We start from the raw sequence: 19218 nt of genomic DNA on the forward strand, positions 1-19218 counted from the left end.
CCAGGCCGGCTCGTCGGGTCCCGGCAAGGATCTGGCGGCACGTACCGCCGAGATCGTGTTCACGGCGAACCAGACCCTCGACGAGGCGGTCGAGTTCTCCCGCGACCTCAAGGGCCGCATGGCCCGGTTCGGCCGCTCCCCCGACGACCTCAAGGTCATGCCGGGTCTGTTCCCGGTCGTCGGCCGTACCGAATCGGAGGCGCGCGACAAGTTCGAGGAGCTGCAGGCGCTGATCGACCCGGTGGTGGGGCTGGCGCTGCTCAGCCGCATGGTCGGCCACGACCTCTCGGGCTTCGATCCCAACGGCCCGGTGCCGGAGCTGCCGACGACCGAAGGTCTGAAGTCTCGCCAGCAGCTGATGTTCGACCTCGCCCGACGCGAGGGGCTGAGCCTGCGCCAGCTCTACCTGCGGATCGCCGGGGCACGGGGCCACTCGCAGATCGTCGGCACGCCGGCCCAGATCGTCGACGAGATGGAGGCGCGGTTCCGGGCCGGGGGCGCGGACGGCTTCAACATCATGCCGCCGACCCTGCCGGGCGGGCTCGACGACTTCATCGCACTGGTCCTGCCCGAGCTGCGCCGCCGCGGGCTGTTCCGTAACCAGTACGAGGGCCGGACCCTGCGGGCGAATCTCGGCTCGCGCCCGCCCTCCGGCTACGGGCCGGGGCGCACGACCCTCGGCTGATACTCCCAGGGACCTCGGTAGGGTGCCGCTGCGTTCTCCGTCCGGGCGATGGCCCGGACGGAGAGTGTAGTTCGATGACGCAGCAAGCCGGCACCCGCCTCGGGCTCGCCCTGTTCCTGATGGCCGGCATCGCGCCGGCCGCCCTGGCGCAGGGAGCCCCCGCCCAACCCGCCCCCGCCCCGACCTCTGCCCGCCTCGACAAGGTCGCGAGCTTCGCCCACCAGGTCACCGGCGTCACCGTGGCGCGCGACGGGCGGATCTTCGTCAACTTCCCGCGCTGGAGCGAGGACGCACCGGTCTCGGTGGCCGAGCTGAAGGACGGCAAGCCGGTGCCCTACCCGGATGCCGGCTGGAATTCCTGGCGCAACGCCAGGAAGGACGAGATCGACCCGAAGACCCATTTCGTCTGCGTGCAGAGCGTGGTGGCCGACGCCCAGGACCGGCTCTGGGTGGTGGATGCCGCCGCCCCCGCGATGGCGGCGGTGGTCAAGGACGGGCCGAAGCTCGTCGGCATCGACCTCAAGACCAACCAGGTGGTCAAGACGATCCCGTTCGACACGTCGACCGTGATGCAGGCCTCCTACATCAACGACGTGCGGATCTCGCCCGACGGCAAGACCGCCTACCTCACCGATTCCGGCGCCGAGGGCGCCCTGATCGTCGTCGATCTCGACAGTGGGACGGCCAAGCGCGTGCTGTCCGGCCATCCCTCGACCATGCCGGACAAGAGCGTGACGGTGACCGCCGACGGCCAGCCCCTGCGCCGCCCGGACGGGCGCGGCGTCGAGTTCTCCGCTGACGGCATCGCGCTCTCGCCCGACGGGCGTACGCTGTACTGGCAGGCGATCAAGGGCAAGACGCTCTACAGCCTGCCGACCGACGCGCTGACCGGCTGGGCCACCGCCGCGGTCGTGCCCGAGATGCTGACCGACCGGACGCTCGGGGGCAAGATCGTCACCGTCGGCGAGAACGGTCCGGCCGACGGCCTGCTGATCGCCCGCAAGGACGGCCGGATGTACGTGACCTCGCCGCAGGACAATTCCGTCAAGGTGCGCGACCTCACCAATAACGGCGCCGGCCTGACCACCCTGGTCCAGGACCCGCAGCTGCGCTGGCCCGACACCTTCGGCGAGGGGCCGGACGGGACGATCTACGTCACCACCTCGCACATCCAGGATTCGGCGGATTACAAGCCCGGCGCGCCGATCAGCCTGCCGACCGAGCTGTGGGCGATCCGGACCGGGCCGGCGGCGACGGGATCGACGGGAACCGGCACGGTGAAGTGAGCCGAGACACCCAAAGAGCCCTCTCCCCTTTGCGGGGGAGGGTTCAAGAGCGGCAGCGCTCACACCGCCCCCTCCTCCCCCGGCGGGGTGATCCGCGGCCGCTCGCGGTACAGGAGGTACAGCCCCGAGGCCGCCACCACCGCGCCGCCGATCACCGTCCAGTGGTCGGGCAGATGGCCGAAGATCAGGAAGCCGAGGAGCACCGCCCAGAGCAGGTGGGCATAGGCGAAGGGCGCCAGCGTCGAGGCCGGCGCCCGGCGATGGGCGAGGATCAGGAGCCAGTGCCCGAGCGCCCCGAAGAACCCGACCGAGGCGATGCCGATCCAGGTCGAGGTCTCGGTCGGCGTCTCCCACAGGAACGGCAGGGCCGGCGCCGTGAGCACCGCGCCGACGAGGCCGGTGTAGAACATCGTCGTCTCGGGCGGGTCGTAGGCGGCGAGCATCCGCGTCACGACGATGTAGACCCCGGTGACGAGGGCCGTCACCACGGCGAGCAGTGCCGCCGGATGCATCCCGGAGAGGCCCGGGCGGCTCACCACCAGCACACCCGAGAACCCGACCAGCACCGCGACCGCCCGCCGCCAGCCGACGCGCTCGCCGAGCATGGGACCGGCGATCAGCGCCACCACCAGGGGCGAGGCGAAGGTGATCGAGGTCACCTGCGCCAGCGGCAGGTAGCGGAGCGCCACGAACGAGCACATCGTCGCCGTCACGAGGCAGAGCGAGCGCAGCACCTGCAGGCCGGGCTTGCGGGTGCGAAGCAGGCCGATCACGTCGCGGCGCGAGGCCAGCACCGCCGCCACGATGACGAAGCTGACGAGGTAGCGGAGCGCCACGACCAGCATCGGGCTCATGGTGCCGGTGAGGAACTTTGCCGAGGCGTCGATCGAGGCGAAGCCCGCCACCGCGCAGATCATCAGGGCGATGCCGATCAGGGTCTCGCCCTGGCCCGTCCCGCGCATGCCGGCCTCCCTCGCTCCCACCCCGCCACCTTGACTTAGAACGGAACCCAGTTCAAATCCAGAACTGCGTTCCAGATTTGGGGCGTCGAAGATCGAGCACGAGAGATGGCCGGCTCCCTGCTGCGGCGCGCCCTGGATCTGGTGGAACTCCTCGCGAACCATCCGCGCGGGCTCCCGCTCCAGACCATCGCCGAGACGCTGGATATCCCCAAAAGCGGCGCGCATCGGCTGCTGGCCGAACTCGCCGAGCATGCCTACGTCGTGCAGAACGACGAGACCGGCCGCTACCTGCTCACCACCAAGTTCGCGACGCTCGGCCTCAAGCATCTCGCGCGCACCGGCGTCGTCGACGTCGCGCAGGCGGTGCTCAACCGACTGGCGGATCTCAGCGGCGAGCTGGCGCGCCTCGCGGTGGTCGATTACCCGCGCCTCGTCTGGGTGGCGAAGGCGCAGGGCGCGCGCACCGGCCTGCGCTACGACGGCGACATGGGCACGGAAGCCCGGCTCTCCACCACGTCCACCGGCATCGTCTGGCTCGCCAGCCTGTCGGACGAGGAGGGCCTGAGCCTGGTGATGCGCCAGGGGCTCGGCTCGCCGGAGGAATGCGGCCCCAACGCGCCCCGCACCGTCGCGGCGCTGATGGCCCTGGTGAACGAGGCGCGCGCCCGGGGCTATGCCTGGGTGCAGGACACCAACACGCCGGGCGCCGCCGCGATGGCGGCCAATATCGTGCACCCGCAGACCGGCCGGGCGGTCGGCAACCTCAGCATCGCCGGCCCGAGCCTGCGGCTCAACCCGGCGCAGCGCGACGCCATCGCCCCCCCCTTGCTGGCGGCCGCCGCCGACCTGTCCACGGTCGGCGCCTTCTCGGACTATCTCGGCGCGCTCGGCGGCAAGGCCGCGGTCGTGTCCTGACAAGGGCCGGCGCGTCGCCGGGACGGTCGGTCCCGCGGGCGCGTCCGACCATCCAATCACCGAGGCCCAGGCCTCGCACGACCCACAATGCGCTCCCAAGGAGCGTCGAGGAGGAGACGATGAGTCAGGCCGACAGCGAGTTCCTGCAACGGGACCGCTCGATCCACCCGCCGGCCTTCACGCCGGACTACAAGACCAGCGTGCTGCGCTCGCCGCGCCGGGCGATGCTGTCGCTGCAATCCTCCCTGTCGGAGGTGACCGGCCCGACCTTCGGGCACTCGGAGCTCGGCCCGCTCGACAACGACCTGATCCTCAACTACGCCCGCGAGGGCGAGCCGATCGGCGAGCGGATCTTCGTCCACGGCCATGTCCGCGACGAGAACGGCCGGGGCATCCCGCATACGCTGGTCGAGTTCTGGCAGGCCAATGCGGGCGGGCGCTACCGCCACCGCAACGACCGCTACCTCGCGCCGATCGACCCGAATTTCGGCGGCTGCGGCCGGACGATCACCGACGAGAACGGGTTCTACTATTTCCGCACGATCAAGCCCGGGCCGTATCCCTGGCGCAACTTCCTCAATTCCTGGCGCCCGGCGCATATCCACTTCTCGGTGTTCGGCACCGGCTTCGCCCAGCGCCTGATCACCCAGATGTATTTCGAGGGCGACCCGCTGATCTGGCGCGACCCGATGGTGCTCGGGATCCCCGACCGCTCGGCGGCCGAGCGTCTGATCGCTCCCCTCGACCTCGGCGCCGCGGTGCCGCTCGACATGCTGGCCTACAAGTTCGACATCGTGCTGCGCGGCCGGCAGCAGACGCTGTTCGAGAACAAGCTGCAAGGGAACTGAGACGATGGTCCAGCCGCTTCCCACCCGCCTGCAGGAGACCCCGTCCCAGACCGCGGGTCCCTACGTCCATATCGGGCTGATCCCGCACCAGGCCGGCTTCGACATCTTCGAGACCAACTTCTCGAACGTGCTCACCGGGCCCGAGACCAAGGGCGAGCGGATCCGGATCGAGGGCCGGGTCTTCGACGGCGCCGGGTCGCTGGTGCGGGACGCCTTCATCGAGATCTGGCAGGCCAACGCCGCCGGCCGCTACAACCACCCGGCCGACCGCCAGGAGGGCAAGCCGCTCGACGCGACGTTCCGCGGCTGGGGCCGCACCGGCTCGGACTTCGAGACGGGTGTATGGTTCTTCGAGACGGTGAAGCCCGGCCCGGTCGACGGTCGCAAGGGCCATCGCCCGATGGCGCCGCACATCAACCTCTGGATCGCCGCCCGCGGCATCAATATCGGGCTCCAGACCCGGCTCTACTTCGCCGACGAGGCTGCGGCGAACGCCGACGACCCGGTGCTGAACCTCGTCGAGCGCGGGCCGTTGCGCGACAGCCTGCTGGCGACGCGCGAGGAGCGCGACGGTCAAGCGGTCTACGTGTTCGACATCCACCTGCAGGGGCCGAACGAGACCGTGTTCTTCGACGTGTAACAACACCTCTCAGACGATTTCCGTTTGAATTGTCCGCATCAAGATCAAGCGCACCTCCCCTCTCCAGGCGATGCCGGGCTTGCCCGGTATCGCTGCAAGGTGTGGGAGAGGGGCCAGGGGTGAGGGTGCTACGGTTCTGAGTCTCACTCCGACCGTCCCGCCGCCAGCACGACGTTCCGAGCTTCGATCGGAAGCGTGTCACCCTCACCCCTACCCCTCTCCCACACGTTGCAGCGATACCGGGCAAGCCCGGCATCGCCTGGAGAGGGGATCCCGCGCTTTATCGATATCGGGACAGAGCAAGTGGAGATCACGTTCCAACAGACAAACTCAGGAGACCCCCATGAACCCCGTCGTCATCGCGGTCGCGATCACCGGCTCCGTGCCGCGCAAGAAGGACAACCCGGCGGTCCCGACCACCGTCGCCGAGCAGATCGAGTCGACGCACCAGGCCTTCGAGGCCGGCGCCACCCTCGTCCACATCCACGTCCGCAACGATGACGAGTCGCCCTCCTCCGACCCCGAGAAGTTCGCGGCGGTGCAGGAGGGCGTGCGCCAGCACTGCCCCGGCATGATCGTGCAGTTCTCGACCGGCGGCCGCGGCCGCGACCCGAGCGCCCGCGGCCTGTCGCTGGTGCACCGGCCCGACATGGCCTCGCTCTCGACCGGCTCGGTCAACTTCCCGAGCATCGTCTACGAGAACCACGCCACCCTGGTGACCGACCTCGCCGGCACGATGCACAGGAACGGCATCCGGCCGGAGATCGAGATCTTCGACCTCTCGCACATCCACGGCGCCAAGCGGCTGATCGAGGAGGGCCTGATGGACGCCCATCCCCACGTGCAGTTCGTGATGGGCGTGAAGAACGCGATGCCGGCCGACGAGCACCTGCTCGACATCCTGCTCGCCGAGACCCGCCGGGTGATCCCGGGCGCGACCTGGACCGCCGCCGGCATCGGCCGCGAGCAGGCCCGCGTCATGGGCTGGGCGCTCGCCCGCGGAGCCGACGCGGTCCGCACCGGCCTCGAGGACAACATCCGGGTGACCAAGGACCGGCTGGCCGCGAGCAATGCCGAGCTGGTGTCGCTCGCCGCCGAGATGGTGACGCGGAACAACCGCAAGGTCGCGACCGCCGCGGAGGCGCGCGCCCTTCTCCACCTGACGCCCGTGGCCTGATCCGATGACGCTCTCGGCCCTCGACTCCGCCCTGCTCGGGCCCCTCTTCGCCACGGACGCGATGCGCGCCGTCTTCGCCGACGAGGCCCGGGTGGCGGCGATGCTGCGGGCCGAGGCGGCCCTGGCGCGGGCGCAAAGCGCGGCCGGCCTGGTGCCGGCTGCGCTCAGCCCCGCCATCGACGCCATCGCCGCCAAGGACCTCGATCCGGCGGCGCTCGGCCGGCGCACCGCGGTCTCGGGCGTGCCCGTGATCCCGTTCGTGAAGGCGGTGCAGGGCGCGCTGCCGCCCGACCTCGAACCCGCGTTCCACAAGGCCACCACCACCCAGGACATCGCCGACACCGCCCTGGTGCTCCAGGTCCGCGACGCCCTCGACCTCGTCGCGGCGGATCTCCGGGCGATCCTCGACGGGCTGTCGAGCCTCGCCCGCCAGCACCGCGAGACCCCGTGCGTCGGGCGTACCTACGGCCAGCACGCGGCCCCGGTCACCTTCGGCTTCAAGGCGGCGATCTGGGCGCTCGGCGTCGCCGAGGTGGCGGCCCTGCTGCCCGCCTTGCGCGAGAGGGTGCTGACCGCCTCGCTCGGCGGTCCCGTCGGGACGCTCGCCGGCCTCGGCGAGACGGCCGAAGCGGTCGGCGACGGGTTTGCCGCGGCGCTCGGCCTCCATCCGGACCTCGCGCCCTGGCACGCGCGCCGCGCCCGCATCGCCGAGACGGGATCGTGGCTCGCCCTGCTGATGGGGGCGCTCGCCAAGTTCGCCACCGACGTCGCCCACCTCGCCACCACCGAGGTGGCCGAGGTGGCGGAGCCCTACGTGCCGGGCCGCGGCGGCTCCTCGGCGATGCCGCACAAGCGCAACCCCGTCTCCTCGACGGTGATCCTCTCGGCCTTCGGCGCCGCCAAGGGCACCAGCCTGACGCTGCTCGACAGCATGGCGGCGGCGCATGAGCGCCCGGCCGGCGCCTGGCACGCCGAATGGCATGCCCTGCCGACCCTGTTCGGCCTCGCCTCCGGCGCGCTGCGCGAGGCGCGCGGCCTCGCGCAAGGGCTGGTGCCGGACCCCGAGCGGATGCGCCGCAACATCGACGTGACGCGAGGGCTGCTCTTCGCCGATGCCGCCGCGGGCCGGCTCAGCCCCGTCCTCGGCGCCAAGGCCGCCCACGCCCTGGTCGAGCAGGCCGCCGGCGCGGTGCGCGACGGGCAGGGCTCGCTCGCCGAGGTCCTGCGCGCCCGGCCCGAGACGGCGGGCGCCGATCTCGACGCCGCCTTTGATCTCGGCCCCGCCATCCGGGCCGGGGCCCGCACCGCCGACCGGGCGCTGGCGGAAATCTCGCGCCTCGCCGCCTTCCTGCACTCCGCTTGACCGAGGATCCCATGCCCCAGATCGAGGCCAACGGCACCCTTCTGAACTACGAGCTCTCCGGCCCGAGCGGCGCGCCGGTGGTGGTGTTCTCCAACTCGCTCGGCACCTCGCTGGCGATGTGGGACCCGCTGGTGCCGTATCTTCGCGGGCGCTACCGGGTGCTGCGCTACGACACCCGCGGCCACGGCGCCTCGCAGGTGCGCGACGAGCGCGCCGAGGTCGAGGATCTGGCCGACGACCTGATCGGCCTGCTCGATGCCCTCGCCATCCCGCGCGCCCACGTGGTCGGCCTGTCGCTCGGCGGCATGACCGGCCAGGCGGCGGCGAGCCGCCACCCCGACCGGGTGATCAGCCTGACCCTGATGGCCACCGCCGCCTTCATGCCGAGCGAGGCATCGTGGAACGAGCGCGCCGCGCTGGTGCGGGAGAAGGGCACGGCGGCGATCGTCGAGGCGACGATGACCCGCTGGTTCACGCCGGACTTCCCCGCCGCGAATCCCGACGCGGTGGCGCCGGTGCGCCAGCAATTCACCGGCACCGACGCAGCCGGCTATGCCGTGTGCTGCAACGCCATCGGCCGCATGGACCTGCGCCCGGTCCTGACCCGCATCACCGCCCCGACCCTGGTGATCGCCGGCCGCGACGACCCGGCGACGCCGCCGGCCATGGCCGAGGAGATCTGCGCCGGCATCCCGCATGCCGAGCTGGTGCTGCTGCCGAAGGCCGCCCACCTTCTCGCCGTCGAGCAGCCGGCGGCGACCGCCGCCCATCTCCTCGGCTTCCTCGACCGCCATCGCGAGGCGGCCGGGACGGCGACCGGCGCGGCGGCGTTCGAGACGGGGCTCGCCAACCGCAAGAGCGTGCTCGGCGAGGCGCATGTCGAGCGCTCGCTCGCCGCGGCCGGCGACTTCGCCGGGCCGTGGCAGGACTTCATCACCCGCACCGCCTGGGGCGAGGTCTGGGGCGATCCGCGCATCCCGTGGAAGACCCGCTCCTTCGTGACGCTGGCCATGATGGTGGCGCTCGGCCGCGAGGAGGAGTTCAAGCTCCATATCCGCCCGGCCTTGCACAACGGGGTCACCGTCTCGGAATTGCAGGCGCTGCTGATCCAGACCGCGATCTATGCCGGCGTGCCGGCGGCAAACGGCGCCTTCCGCTGGGCCCGCGAGGTTCTGGGCGACGAGGTCGCCTGAGCGAAGGCGACGCAGCCGCCTCGGCGGATGCGCCGGGGCGGCCGGGATGGTAGAGCGAGCATCATCCCGGCCGCCTCAGCCCTGCCCGTCGAATTGCGCGATCATGGACGCCGTCACGCCCCGCTCCACTCCCCGCACCAAGGATCCCGAGCGGACCCGGGCCGACATCCTGGCGGTGGCGACCGAGGAATTCTCCGCCTTCGGGCTCAGCGGCGCCCGGGTCGATGCCATCGCCGAGCGCACCCGCACCTCGAAGCGGATGATCTACTATTATTTTGGCAGCAAGGAGGGCCTGTACCTCGCGGTGCTGGAGAAGGCCTATGCCGACATCCGCCAGGTCGAGGCCGATCTCGACCTCGGCAATCTCGCGCCGGCCGAGGCGATCCGCCGCCTCGTCGAGTTCACCTTCGAGTACGACGACGCCCATCCGGACTTCATCCGCCTCGTCGCGATCGAGAACATCCACCGGGCCGAACACCTGTCCGGCTCCGCGACGATCCGCGGCCTCAATCTCGGGGTGATCCGGACCATCACCGACATCATCACCCGCGGGCAGGCCGAGGGCCTGTTCCGCCCCGACGTCGATCCCCTCGACGTGCACCTGATGATCAGCGCGCTGTGCTTCTTCCGGGTGTCGAACCGCCACACCTTCGGGGCGATCTTCTCCATCGATCTCGATGCACCGGACCTGCGCTCGCGCCACAAGCGGATGGTCGGCGACGCGGTGATTGGGATGCTCGCCCTGCGCTGACCCGGCCGGGAACCGGATCTGCCCCCGGCCGATTACTCCTCATGACTGCGGACCATCTTTCGGAGGAGAGCCCGATGACCCGGGGCACCAGCCGCCTGATCCTGCTCGCCGTCCTGGCCGCCTCGCCGGTACTGGCGCACATCCATCCGATGCCGGCCGCCGAACGATACGCGCAGGCCGTCGACAAGCCGCTGGCCGACAGCCCGCAGCGCAGCCGCGAGCAGGCCCCCAACATGCCGCCCGCCCACGAGACCCTGCCCGAGCGCGTCCGCCCCGGCGACACCGATTCGACCGGCACCGTGCGGCCGACCGCGCCGGACCCGAAGACGACCGACGGGGTGCTGCGGCCGCAGCGGGGGTGAGGACGGGGCGGAAGCCGGCTCGATACGCGACGGGTCCGACAGCCTCTGCGTCATCCTGAAGCTGAGGAGCGGGACCCTGGACGACGTCAGGACATACCGGCGTCCGCGCCGGCTCGAGGGCGGGACGGATCGAGGACGTACGCGGATCAGCTGGCGTGACCGCTCGACCAAGCACCGAGGTACGCTTCCAGGCAAAGCCCCCCTCACTTGCCCTGCCTCACTTGCCCTATCTTGACCTAGCGGAAGCGGTACCGCTACTCGCACGCAGCCCTCGCTCCAGGGATGCGTGCCGTGTCGATCGCCTTCCTCGTCCTGTGCCTGAATGTCGGTCTCGTGATCCATGCCGCAAAGACCGGGCGGTTCTCGCCCTGGGGCTGGATCATCATCTTCCTGCCGCCGCTCGGCGGCGTCGCCTACATCCTAGTCGAACTCCTGCCGGAACTCCTCGGCTCGCCGCGGGCGCAGAAGACGCAGCGCACGCTCGCGCGCAGCTTGAACCCCGAGAAGACCTACCGGCACCTGCGCGACCGTCTGGCGGATGCCGACACCCGTCGCCAACCGCGCCGAATTCGCCGAGGAATGCGCGGCCCTCGGCAAGTGGCAGGAGGCCTGGGAGCAGTACGACGAGATCGTCCGGCGGCCGAACGGCGGCGAGCCGGTCTTCCATCTCGCCAAGGCCGAGGCCGAGCTGGAGCTCGGCCGCCCCGCCGACGCCCTCGCCGGCCTCGGCGCGCTGAAAGTACGGGAACCCGACTACGACAGCGCCCGCGAGCACATGCTCCATGCCCGGTCGCTGGCCGCCCTCGGCCGCACGGCCGAAGCGCTCGACGCCTTCGAGGCGATCTCGCACCGCCATGACAGCTACGAGGCGCGCGCGCGGCGCGCGTCGCTCCTCGCCCAGACAGGACGGCCCGACGAGGGCCGCCGCATCGCGGAGGAGATCCTGGACCGGCTGCGCCGGGCTCCCGCCCATGTGCGCAAGCTCCAGGCGGACTGGAAGCACCTCGCCGAGGACGTCCTGCGCCGGACCTGACCTTCCGGCCGAATGACCGGGCGGATCAGCGGTTCGCCGTCGTCACCGGCGAGGCGATGCCGTTCAGCGCCACCCAGGCGAGGCCGTCCTGGCCCTCGCGCTTCACGTAGGTATAGCCGGTGCGCTGCCAGGGCAGGATCATGTTGGTCTTGTTGTCGAGGATGTAGTCGCCGCGGTCGGTGCGGACCATCAGGACCGCGTGCCCCTCGCCGATCTCGTCGATCACCACGGTCATCCGCAGGGCCCGGCGGGCGAGGCCGCGCTCGACCAGCATGCGGCGCTTGAGGAGCTGGTAATCCTCGCAATCGCCCTGGCCGTCATCGGGGAAGTCCCAGCGGTCGACCACGCCCCAATGATCCTGGTCGATCATCGGCCGGATCCGGCCGTTCACCCGGCGATTCACCGCGGTGAGCGTGCGCCAGAGGGCCGGCGTCATCGTCAGCGTGGCCGGTTCCTTGGTGTCGACCGCGCATTCCGCCGGGTAGCGGCTGCAGAATTCGGTCCAGGCGCTCACGGGCTTCGCGGCACCGCCACGCTCGATCGCCACGCTGGCGTCCGGCAGGGCCGCCAAGGTCTGCGTCTGTCCCTGCGTGGTGGCGCCGCCGATCAGCAGCAGCGTCCCGAGAAGCCCCAGCTGCGCCGCACGGGCGCCGCGCATCAGGAGGCCTTGGCGATCGAGGTGGATCGCGCGGCCGAGGCCGTCCATCACTGCCCGCATTGCCCCATCGACTCTAGCTTGGTTCTTGCTTCCAAGCTGCCACGGGGCCGGGCGGGGCTCAACCGAAAAATTTAAACCTCGTTAAACGCCTCTGCCGCACTTTGGTTCCAATTCGAGACGCAGATTCTTTGGCTGATTCGCCGGCTCAGCGGTTGGCGGTGACGGTCGGGGCGGTGGCGCCGCCGAGCGAGACCCACGCGGTCACATCCTGCGACTCGCGCTTGATGAAGGTGTAGCCGGTCCGGTGCCAGGGCAGCACGGCGCTGGTCTTGTTGTCGAGGACGAAATCGCCGCGGTCGGTGCGCAGCATCAGCACGGCGTGGCCCTCGCCCTTCTCGTCGATGACCACCGTCATCCGCATCGCGCGCCGCGGCAGCCCGGCCTGGGCGAGCAGCTTGCGCTTGAGGAGCTGGAAGTCCTCGCAATCGCCCGAGCCGTCCTCGGCGAGGTCCCAGCGGTCCGGCACGCCCCAATGCTCCTGGTCAGTGATCGGGCGGAGCGAGGTGTTGACGTGACGGTTGAGGCTGGTGACCGTCTGCCACAGCTTCGGGGTCAGGGCCACCTGGGCCGGCTCGCTCGGGTCGACGGCGCATTCCTGGGCGTAGCGGGCGCAGAACTCGACCCAGCCGACGATCGGCCGCGCCTGGCCGAGATCCGGGGCGCCGGCGCTCGGCATCGGCAGGGCGGCGAAGGTCTGGCCTTGCGCCTGGGCCGCCGCCTCGCCGCTCTGGGCCGAGACCAGGGCCGCCGCGATCATCGCCGCACCGGCCAGAACCCGCTTCACCTGCTGCCCGAAACCCGTGGTCATCTGCGCCGTCCCCTTCGTTAGGAAGGAGAATGGCCGCGCACCCCCTGGGCGCCGCTGAAATGGATCCGCGCAATTTTATCGATTCGCGGACCCCGGGATCGGAGGCGGAAACAGGCCCAAGACCCCGCTCAACTGATCCGTCGAAAAGCCGGGATCGCGTTAGCGGGTCGTTCAACTTAACCGGACGTTCCTGGCTGGATCGGCGCCTGGTAGGACAGGCCCATGTCCCAGGGGAAGTAGATCCAGGTGTCCTGGCTGACCTCGGTGACGAAGGTGTCGATCAGCGGGCGGCCGGCGGGCTTGGCGTAGACGGTGGCGAAATGCGCGTTCGGCAGCATCGCGCGCACCACCTGGGCGGTCTTGCCGGTATCGGTCAGATCGTCGAGGACCAGCACGCCGCGGCCGCTGCCGTCGCCGATCACGCGGATGCTCGGCGCCACGTCCTTGAGCACCTTGAGGGCGCCCTGCTCCTGGTAATCGTGGTAGCTCGCCACGCAGACGGTCTCGATCAGCCGGATGCCGAGCTCGCGCGCCACGATCGCGGCCGGTACCAGCCCGCCGCGGGTGATGCACACGATGGCCTCGAAGGGGCCGGCGCCGGCGAGGCGCCAGGCCAGCGCCCGGGCGTCGCGGTGGAACTGGTCCCAGGAAACCGGGAAGGCCTTGTCGCTCGGTGCAGCCATGGTTCTCGTCAGTTCCGCTCTGCCTGGAGGCGCGCCAGCAGCGCCTCGATGTCGGTGCGCGCCGCCGCCAGGGCCTCGGGCTCGCGGCCGCGCACCACGATCTGGTTGCGAAAGCCCGCCGGCGTCATCGACGGGTAGGAGCCGATCGAGACGCCCGGATGCGCCTTGGCGACGACGGCCAACCCCTCGGCGTAGCCGCCCTCCGGCAGGTTGCCGGCCTCGATCGTCTCGGCGATCACCCGCGCGCCGGTCTTCAGCCGCGGGGCGACCGAATCCAGCATAGCCTGCATGATCGAGGGGACGCCCGCCATCACGATCACGTTCTCGATCATGAAGCCCGGCGCCTTCGAGATCGGGTTCTCGATCAGCTCGGCGCCGAACGGGATCCGGGCCATGCGCAGCCGGGCCTCGTTGAGATCCTCCGGCTTGATGCGCTCGAGCAGCATCGCCCGCGCGCGCGGATCGACGTCGATGCCGACGCCGACCGCGTCCGCGACGCAATCGGCCGTGATGTCGTCGTGGGTCGGCCCGATGCCGCCGGTGGTGAACAGGTAGGTGTAGCGGGCCCGCAGGGCGTTGACCGCGCCGACGATCTCCTCGGCCACGTCCGGCACCACCCGGACCTCGCGCAGGTCGATGCCGGAATTGGTCAGGTACTCGGCGATGTAGCCGATGTTCTTGTCCTTGGTGCGCCCGGACAGGATCTCGTCGCCGATGACCAGGATGGCGGCCGTGACCGGGGTGGGGCTGGCATCGGGCATCGGGCGTCCTCGCAACGGAACGACAAGGTTGACGCCCGCCTTATCCCGGCGCCCGGGCGGGCTCAAGCGTGACACCCCGGCGCCCACCGGTTAAGCGCCGGGAATGCCCATCGATCCCGCGTCCCGCGCATGCGCTTCCTCAGGCCCCTGACCGAGGGGCGGCTGGTGCGCCGCTACAAGCGCTTCCTCGCCGATGTCGAGCTCGCCGACGGGCGCCTCGTCACGGCGCATTGCGCCAATCCGGGGGCGATGCTCGGCCTCGTCGAACCCGGCCGGCCGGTGCTGCTCTCGGCCTCCACCAACCCGGCCCGCAAGCTCGCCTGGTCGTGGGAGCTGGTCGAGGCCGACCTGCCCGGCGGGCCGCAATGGGTCGGCATCAACACCGCCCGGCCGAACGCCCTGGTGGCGGAGGCCTTCCACGATCGGCGCCTCCCTCCCCTCGCCGGCGCCACGTCCTGGCGGGCGGAGGTGGCCTATGGCCGGGCGAGCCGGGTCGATTTCCTCGCCGGCGACGCCGCCGGGCCGATCCATGTCGAGGTCAAGAACTGCCACCTGATGCGCCGGCCCGGCCTCGCCGAGTTCCCGGATTGCGTCGCCGCCCGCAGCGCCCGCCACATGGACGAGCTCGCCGAGGTGGTACGCCTCGGCGGGCGCGCGATGGTGATCTGGGTGGTGCAGATGCGGGCCGAGCGCTTCGCGGTGGCCGGCGATCTCGATCCCGGCTTTGCCGCGGCCTTCCGGCGGGCGCGAGCGGCGGGCGTGGCGGCGCACGCCTATACCTGCCGGATCGACGCGACGGAGGTGACGATCGGGACCGAGATCCCGATCGTCGAATGAGCGTCTACCAGCGGCCGGGACCGGGCTCGTCGTCCCAGTGCCGGTGACGGTACCCGGGGGGCGGACCGCCCCAGCGGGGGCCGTCGCGGTAACCGCCGTCCCGGTAGCCGGGGCCCTCGTCGCAGACCCGCACCCGGCGGACGACCTCATCGCCATACGGATCGATGCGGCGCTTGACGAAGGTCCGGCAGGATTCGGGCGCTTGGACGACGCGCGGCGGCGGCGGAGGCGGCGGTGCGCGCCACTCGCCCCGTCCCTCGAAGCGGGGGGGCGGATATTCGTCGAGATCGGCCGCGGCGACCGGGCCGGCGAGGGAGAGGAGCGCGAGGGCTCCGAGGAAGGCGGTGCGCGCAGTCATGGGGTGCGACTCTGGCTTGGCGACGCTTCGGGCGGTCACGACCGCCGGCATGCCTGCAACGTCGCATCCCGGCCTTGAACCGCGGCTGAAGCCGCCGTTGCCGGGCAGTCAGGTTGCCGTCCGCGAAGAGGGGGGCCAGGCCGCTCGCGGCGTCGCTGACGGGTTGCACCAGCCCTCCAGGCAAAGGCAGGCCGGTTCGCCGGCCCGTCGCGCGGACGGATCGCCGGGCCGTGCCCCCTTGCGACTCACGGTTAGCAATTTCCCTTCGGTAAGCCGCGCTTAGTTCCTTTGCTTTACCCTGGCGCGGCCTTGCGGAGCGTCGGTCATGAGCATCAAGCGGCTGCTTTTCTCATCCATTGTCATGATCGGGGCGATCGCCTGCACGCTGGCGGCGACCCTGGCGGCTTGGCACCGGTCCCGGACCGTCGAGATCGACCAGGGCGTTCTCCGCCTCGCTGTCGTGCAGGCCCTCGCGGCGATCCCCCAGGCGGTCAACATGGAGCGCGGCCTGTGGACCATGCTCCTGACGACGGCGTCGCTCGACGAGGCGTCGCGGCATGCCGGGCTCGCCGACCTGCGCGCCCGGTCGGACGAAGCCGTGGCAAGGGTGCACCGGGCGGTCGAGACGGCCGGGACCCTGCCGGACGCCGGCACCCTTCGGGCAACGGCCGCCGCGATCGAGACCGGGTACGGCGCAGCGCGCCAGCTGGCGCAAGCCCGTCTGGCCCTGCCGATGAGCCAGCGGGGCGATGCCGACAGCGCACTCGCCAAGGCCATGGCGGGGATCAACGATGCCGCCGCCGGTCCCATCCCCGCCCTGACGCGCGCGCTCGCGGCGATCGACGGCGAGGCCACTCACTGGGTCCTGATCGCCGGGTCGGCCGGCGAGCTGCGCGACATCGGCGGCCGGCAGGTCGGCCTCCTCCAAACCCTGGTCGCACCCCGCAAGCCGGTCATGGCCGAGCAGCGGGCCGCGTTCTGGACCATCCAGGGGCGCGTCGACCAGCTGCTGGCCGGCTTCGAGAAGGTCGCGGCCGATCCGGTCTCAGGCCCGGTGATCGCGACGGCGATGGCGGAGGTACGACGCGGCTACGTCGAGGCCTTCGCGGCGCTGAAGGCGGATCTCCTGCCCCATTTCGAGACCGGTGCCTTCCCGCTCGACGGCCCGGCCTTCCGGCAGCGGGCCGTCGCGCTCTGGCCGCCGCTGCTGCGCCTGCGCGACACCGCCTTCGACCAGGCGACCGCGATCCTGGCCGCGCGCCACGCCGAGTCGCGGGACGGATTCCTTCTGGCGCTGGCCGCCCTCGCGGCGACGGTCGCGGTCGGTCTCGGGGTGCTGGTCCTCACGGTCACGCGGGTGATCCGGCCGCTCGCGGGCATGACCGCGGCGATCGGCCGGGTGGCCCGGGGCGAGCTCGACGGGGCGATCCCCGGCGCCGGGCGCCGGGACGAGATGGGCGCGATGGCAGACGCCGTCACGGTGTTCCGCGACAGCCTGATCCGGATGCAGACCCTCGAGATGGAGGCCGCGACCGCCCGGACCGGCGAGGAGACGCGCCGGCGGCACGAGCTGCGCCGTCTCGCGGACCAGTTCGAGGGCGCGGTGAGCGGCGTCGTCGGCCGCGTCGCCCGGGCTGCCGATGCGATGCAGGATACCGCCCGGGAGATGACCACGACGGCGACCGCGACGACCGGGCGCAGCGTCTCCGTCGCCACGGTGGCGGCGCAGACCGCGGCCAACGTCAACATGGTCGCCACGGCAGCCGGGCAGCTCGGCGTGTCCACCGCCGAGATTGGCCGGCAGGCGCAGGGATCGGCCGAGCTGGTCCGGGTCGCGGCCGCGGAAGCGGGACAGACAGTCTCCCTGGTGCACGAGCTCAGCGCGGCGGCGGCGCGGGTCGGCGACGTGGTGGCGCTGATCTCGTCCATCGCCAATCAGACCAACCTGCTGGCCTTGAACGCCACCATCGAGGCGGCCCGGGCCGGCGAGGCGGGGCGGGGCGCGGCTTCGCGGTGGTCGCCGCCGAGGTCAAGCAGCTGGCGGGACAGACCGCGCGGGCGACCGAGGAGATCACCGGCCAGATCGCCGCGATCCAGGCCTCGACCACGCGGGCCGCAGGGGCGATCGGCGGGATCAGCGCCCGGATCGAGGAGATTTCGGGCGTCGCGACCTCGATCGCGGCGGCGGTGGAGGAGCAGGACGCGGCGACGCGGGAGATCGTCCGCAACGTCACGGAGGCTGCCATCGGCACCGGCGAGGTGACGACGACCATCGCCGGGGTGGCGCATGCCGCCGACGAGACCGGCGCCGCGGCGGGCCGGGTACTCGATTCGGCCGGGGAGGTCTCGCGCCAGGCCGAGCAGCTCACCAGCGAGGTCGATCATTTCCTCGCCACGGTCCGGGCGGCCTGACCGCCGGGGCCGGGCCGGTGGCGGCAGACGCTGTCCCCGGCCGGGACCGCGTCGCGATCGGCAGGGCGGCGGCGCTCGGGTGCGCGGGGCCGGAGGCTCTCCCCGCGCGGGCGGGCGACACGCGGTCAGGCTTGCGTGTCACGCGGCCTGCCGCAGATCCGGCCCGGCGAGCACCACCCGGTCGCGGCCCTGCGCCTTGGCCTGGTAGAGCGCCCGGTCGGCGAGGCCGAGCAGGGTCTCGAACTCGGCCGAGCCCCGGGCGATCCCGACGCTGACCGTGACCGACAGGTCCGGCATCAGGTCCGGGCGCATCGCCGCCACGGCCTGGCGCACGGATTCGGCGGCGGCGACCGCCTCAGCCGGGCCGGCGCCCGGCAGGAGGCAGGCGAATTCCTCGCCGCCGAGGCGCCCGAACGCGGCGCCTGCCGGCAGGACCTGACCGGCCGCGGTGCAGAAACCGACCAGCACCGCATCGCCGACCGCATGGCCGAAGGTGTCGTTGACCCGCTTGAAATGGTCGAGGTCGAACAGCAGCAGGGCGGTCGGCCCGGCCGCGAGGGCCCGGCCCGCCTCGGCCGCGAGGGCCCGGCGGTTGGCGATGCCGGTGAGCGGGTCGGTCTCGGCGGCGCGGCGCTGCTCGGCCTCGAGCCGCTCCTTGGCGAGCGCCATGAACAACACCGAGACCGCCACCGAGTAGAGCAGCGCCAGGAAGCACAGGGCCGCGACCCAGGCGGTCTCGGTCGGCGTGCCCGTCGGCGGCACGGCCAGGACCAGGGTGGCGGGGATCCGCGCCCAGATCAGCAGGGCTTCGCTGGCGAGCAGGATCGCCGCCGGGGCCCGCGACGGCAGCCGCTCGCCGCGATGGTGCCAGAGGGTGCGCGCGGCCAGCGCGCAATACAGGCCGGCGACCGCCGAGGCCAGGATCACCCGGGCGCCGAGGGAGGCCGCGAAGGGCGGCACCAGGCAGGCGGCGAGCCAGACCAACGGGCCGGCGGCGATCGCGCCAGCCGGGACGCGCCGGGCCTCGAACGAGCAGGCGCCGCCCCAGATCAGCCCGAAGGCCAGGAGCATCGCCGCGTTGGCGACCCCGACCGACAGCCAGTCCGGCGAGAGCCCGCGCAGGCCGAACAGCGTGACCGCGAGCGCGCCGATGACCTGGGCGGCGCCGAGGAAGCCGAGCGCCCGGGTCCGCCGGGTCTGGCTCCAGGACAGGAGGTACAGCGCCCCCATGACCACAGTCACGAAGACGGTCACGGTCACCAGGGTCGGCGCATCCAGCTTCATCCCGTGGTTCCCGCCCGGTCCCGACTCGGTGATGCGGTATAGCACGGCCGATTGCTCGAAGAATGTTCATTCGAGGCTGCGCAAGCCCCTGATGAGGGAGAGGTGAGAAAATTTCGCCCAGTCCCGGGCGGGGTTTCGAGCC

Annotated in this window: 20 protein-coding genes and 2 pseudogenes; 15 read left to right on the top strand and 7 right to left on the bottom strand. The window is 71.7% G+C overall.

The genetic code is table 11. The annotated features are described in order from the left end of the window. Positions 1–685: LLM class flavin-dependent oxidoreductase (locus FF100_RS24700; protein WP_139038429.1), on the top strand; the 685-nt coding region annotated here is incomplete at its 5' end. Between the two features lie 119 nt (positions 686–804). Further along, a complete protein-coding gene (locus tag FF100_RS24705) occupies positions 805–1971 on the top strand; it encodes an L-dopachrome tautomerase-related protein (protein WP_425463351.1) in 1167 nt (388 codons plus the stop codon). 59 nt (positions 1972–2030) lie between these two features. On the opposite strand, the gene FF100_RS24710 is transcribed toward FF100_RS24705, so the two are convergent. Next, the gene (locus FF100_RS24710; protein WP_139038431.1) at positions 2031–2933 is read right to left on the bottom strand and encodes a DMT family transporter; all 903 of its coding nucleotides are present in this window, start codon (positions 2931–2933) and stop codon (positions 2031–2033) included. 105 nt (positions 2934–3038) lie between these two features. Between FF100_RS24710 and FF100_RS24715 the strand changes: the two genes are divergently transcribed. From FF100_RS24715 to FF100_RS24755, 9 genes are all read left to right on the top strand, one after another. Beyond that, positions 3039–3848: an IclR family transcriptional regulator gene (locus tag FF100_RS24715; protein ID WP_139038432.1), complete on the top strand. Its 810-nt coding sequence runs from the start codon at positions 3039–3041 to the stop codon at positions 3846–3848. A gap of 119 nt (positions 3849–3967) precedes the next feature. Beyond that, entirely contained in the window at positions 3968–4696 is a 729-nt protein-coding gene (gene pcaH / locus FF100_RS24720; protein ID WP_139038433.1) for a protocatechuate 3,4-dioxygenase subunit beta, read from the top strand. Positions 4697–4700: 4 nt separating this feature from the next. Then, complete coding sequence (pcaG, locus tag FF100_RS24725) at positions 4701–5336, top strand: protocatechuate 3,4-dioxygenase subunit alpha (RefSeq protein WP_139038434.1); 636 nt, start codon at positions 4701–4703, stop codon at positions 5334–5336. Between the two features lie 343 nt (positions 5337–5679). Next, positions 5680–6513 (top strand): 3-oxoadipate:acetyl-CoA acetyltransferase, encoded by an 834-nt coding sequence (locus FF100_RS24730; RefSeq protein WP_139038435.1) that lies wholly within the window; start codon positions 5680–5682, stop codon positions 6511–6513. 4 nt (positions 6514–6517) lie between these two features. Next, positions 6518–7876: a class-II fumarase/aspartase family protein gene (locus FF100_RS24735; protein ID WP_139038436.1), complete on the top strand. Its 1359-nt coding sequence runs from the start codon at positions 6518–6520 to the stop codon at positions 7874–7876. Positions 7877–7887: 11 nt separating this feature from the next. Then, positions 7888–9069: a bifunctional 3-oxoadipate enol-lactonase/4-carboxymuconolactone decarboxylase PcaDC gene (pcaDC, locus tag FF100_RS24740; RefSeq protein WP_139038437.1), complete on the top strand. Its 1182-nt coding sequence runs from the start codon at positions 7888–7890 to the stop codon at positions 9067–9069. Positions 9070–9172: 103 nt separating this feature from the next. After that, the gene (locus tag FF100_RS24745; RefSeq protein ID WP_205824998.1) at positions 9173–9820 is read left to right on the top strand and encodes a TetR/AcrR family transcriptional regulator; all 648 of its coding nucleotides are present in this window, start codon (positions 9173–9175) and stop codon (positions 9818–9820) included. 74 nt (positions 9821–9894) lie between these two features. Then, positions 9895–10182: a hypothetical protein gene (locus tag FF100_RS24750; RefSeq protein WP_139038439.1), complete on the top strand. Its 288-nt coding sequence runs from the start codon at positions 9895–9897 to the stop codon at positions 10180–10182. Between the two features lie 538 nt (positions 10183–10720). Then, positions 10721–11215: a tetratricopeptide repeat protein gene (locus FF100_RS24755; RefSeq protein ID WP_139038440.1), complete on the top strand. Its 495-nt coding sequence runs from the start codon at positions 10721–10723 to the stop codon at positions 11213–11215. A 25-nt stretch (positions 11216–11240) separates the two neighbouring features. Here FF100_RS24755 and FF100_RS24760 read toward each other — a convergent pair whose 3' ends face one another. The 4 genes from FF100_RS24760 to FF100_RS24775 all read right to left on the bottom strand — a co-directional run bounded on the left by FF100_RS24760 (position 11241) and on the right by FF100_RS24775 (position 14185). Continuing rightward, complete coding sequence (locus FF100_RS24760; RefSeq protein ID WP_139038441.1) at positions 11241–11933, bottom strand: transglutaminase-like cysteine peptidase; 693 nt, start codon at positions 11931–11933, stop codon at positions 11241–11243. A gap of 145 nt (positions 11934–12078) precedes the next feature. Then, complete coding sequence (locus tag FF100_RS24765) at positions 12079–12741, bottom strand: transglutaminase-like cysteine peptidase (RefSeq protein ID WP_139038442.1); 663 nt, start codon at positions 12739–12741, stop codon at positions 12079–12081. 176 nt (positions 12742–12917) lie between these two features. Beyond that, a complete protein-coding gene (gpt, locus tag FF100_RS24770) occupies positions 12918–13424 on the bottom strand; it encodes a xanthine phosphoribosyltransferase (protein ID WP_139038443.1) in 507 nt (168 codons plus the stop codon). Positions 13425–13432: 8 nt separating this feature from the next. Continuing rightward, a complete protein-coding gene (locus FF100_RS24775) occupies positions 13433–14185 on the bottom strand; it encodes a competence/damage-inducible protein A (RefSeq protein ID WP_139038444.1) in 753 nt (250 codons plus the stop codon). A 129-nt stretch (positions 14186–14314) separates the two neighbouring features. Here FF100_RS24775 and sfsA point away from each other — a divergent pair, with 129 nt between their 5' ends. After that, positions 14315–15022 carry a DNA/RNA nuclease SfsA gene (sfsA, locus tag FF100_RS24780; protein WP_139038445.1) on the top strand — a complete coding sequence of 236 codons (708 nt, stop codon included), beginning with the start codon at positions 14315–14317 and terminating at the stop codon, positions 15020–15022. Between the two features lie 4 nt (positions 15023–15026). On the opposite strand, the gene FF100_RS24785 is transcribed toward sfsA, so the two are convergent. After that, entirely contained in the window at positions 15027–15380 is a 354-nt protein-coding gene (locus FF100_RS24785) for a hypothetical protein (RefSeq protein WP_139038446.1), read from the bottom strand. 1378 nt (positions 15381–16758) lie between these two features. Here FF100_RS24785 and FF100_RS38505 point away from each other — a divergent pair. From FF100_RS38505 to FF100_RS38515, 3 genes and pseudogenes are all read left to right on the top strand, one after another. Next, positions 16759–17298 (top strand): annotated as a pseudogene (locus FF100_RS38505) (HAMP domain-containing protein); the annotation flags it as partial. A gap of 95 nt (positions 17299–17393) precedes the next feature. Continuing rightward, a pseudogene (locus FF100_RS38510) lies at positions 17394–17621 on the top strand (methyl-accepting chemotaxis protein); the annotation flags it as partial. Between the two features lie 18 nt (positions 17622–17639). Beyond that, positions 17640–17792 carry a hypothetical protein gene (locus tag FF100_RS38515; RefSeq protein ID WP_342779023.1) on the top strand — a complete coding sequence of 51 codons (153 nt, stop codon included), beginning with the start codon at positions 17640–17642 and terminating at the stop codon, positions 17790–17792. Positions 17793–17930: 138 nt separating this feature from the next. Here the strand turns inward: FF100_RS38515 and FF100_RS24795 are convergent, their stop codons facing one another. Next, positions 17931–19076: a GGDEF domain-containing protein gene (locus FF100_RS24795; RefSeq protein WP_139038447.1), complete on the bottom strand. Its 1146-nt coding sequence runs from the start codon at positions 19074–19076 to the stop codon at positions 17931–17933. Positions 19077–19218 lie beyond the last annotated feature (142 nt).

The organism is Methylobacterium terricola, from assembly GCF_006151805.1.
GTDB lineage: Bacteria > Pseudomonadota > Alphaproteobacteria > Rhizobiales > Beijerinckiaceae > Methylobacterium > Methylobacterium terricola.

Excerpts from the sequence above, each read along its gene's own strand:
- FF100_RS24705 (WP_425463351.1), top strand. The coding sequence starts at position 805 with ATGGCCGGCATCGCGCCGGCCGCCCTGGCGCAGGGAGCCCCCGCCCAA.
- FF100_RS24710 (WP_139038431.1), bottom strand. The coding sequence starts at position 2,933 with ATGCGCGGGACGGGCCAGGGCGAGACCCTGATCGGCATCGCCCTGATG.
- FF100_RS24715 (WP_139038432.1), top strand. The coding sequence starts at position 3,039 with ATGGCCGGCTCCCTGCTGCGGCGCGCCCTGGATCTGGTGGAACTCCTC.
- pcaH (WP_139038433.1), top strand. The coding sequence starts at position 3,968 with ATGAGTCAGGCCGACAGCGAGTTCCTGCAACGGGACCGCTCGATCCAC.
- pcaG (WP_139038434.1), top strand. The coding sequence starts at position 4,701 with ATGGTCCAGCCGCTTCCCACCCGCCTGCAGGAGACCCCGTCCCAGACC.
- FF100_RS24730 (WP_139038435.1), top strand. The coding sequence starts at position 5,680 with ATGAACCCCGTCGTCATCGCGGTCGCGATCACCGGCTCCGTGCCGCGC.
- FF100_RS24735 (WP_139038436.1), top strand. The coding sequence starts at position 6,518 with ATGACGCTCTCGGCCCTCGACTCCGCCCTGCTCGGGCCCCTCTTCGCC.
- pcaDC (WP_139038437.1), top strand. The coding sequence starts at position 7,888 with ATGCCCCAGATCGAGGCCAACGGCACCCTTCTGAACTACGAGCTCTCC.
- FF100_RS24745 (WP_205824998.1), top strand. The coding sequence starts at position 9,173 with ATGGACGCCGTCACGCCCCGCTCCACTCCCCGCACCAAGGATCCCGAG.
- FF100_RS24750 (WP_139038439.1), top strand. The coding sequence starts at position 9,895 with ATGACCCGGGGCACCAGCCGCCTGATCCTGCTCGCCGTCCTGGCCGCC.
- FF100_RS24755 (WP_139038440.1), top strand. The coding sequence starts at position 10,721 with ATGCCGACACCCGTCGCCAACCGCGCCGAATTCGCCGAGGAATGCGCG.
- FF100_RS24760 (WP_139038441.1), bottom strand. The coding sequence starts at position 11,933 with ATGCGGGCAGTGATGGACGGCCTCGGCCGCGCGATCCACCTCGATCGC.
- FF100_RS24765 (WP_139038442.1), bottom strand. The coding sequence starts at position 12,741 with ATGACCACGGGTTTCGGGCAGCAGGTGAAGCGGGTTCTGGCCGGTGCG.
- gpt (WP_139038443.1), bottom strand. The coding sequence starts at position 13,424 with ATGGCTGCACCGAGCGACAAGGCCTTCCCGGTTTCCTGGGACCAGTTC.
- FF100_RS24775 (WP_139038444.1), bottom strand. The coding sequence starts at position 14,185 with ATGCCCGATGCCAGCCCCACCCCGGTCACGGCCGCCATCCTGGTCATC.
- sfsA (WP_139038445.1), top strand. The coding sequence starts at position 14,315 with ATGCGCTTCCTCAGGCCCCTGACCGAGGGGCGGCTGGTGCGCCGCTAC.
- FF100_RS24785 (WP_139038446.1), bottom strand. The coding sequence starts at position 15,380 with ATGACTGCGCGCACCGCCTTCCTCGGAGCCCTCGCGCTCCTCTCCCTC.
- FF100_RS24795 (WP_139038447.1), bottom strand. The coding sequence starts at position 19,076 with ATGAAGCTGGATGCGCCGACCCTGGTGACCGTGACCGTCTTCGTGACT.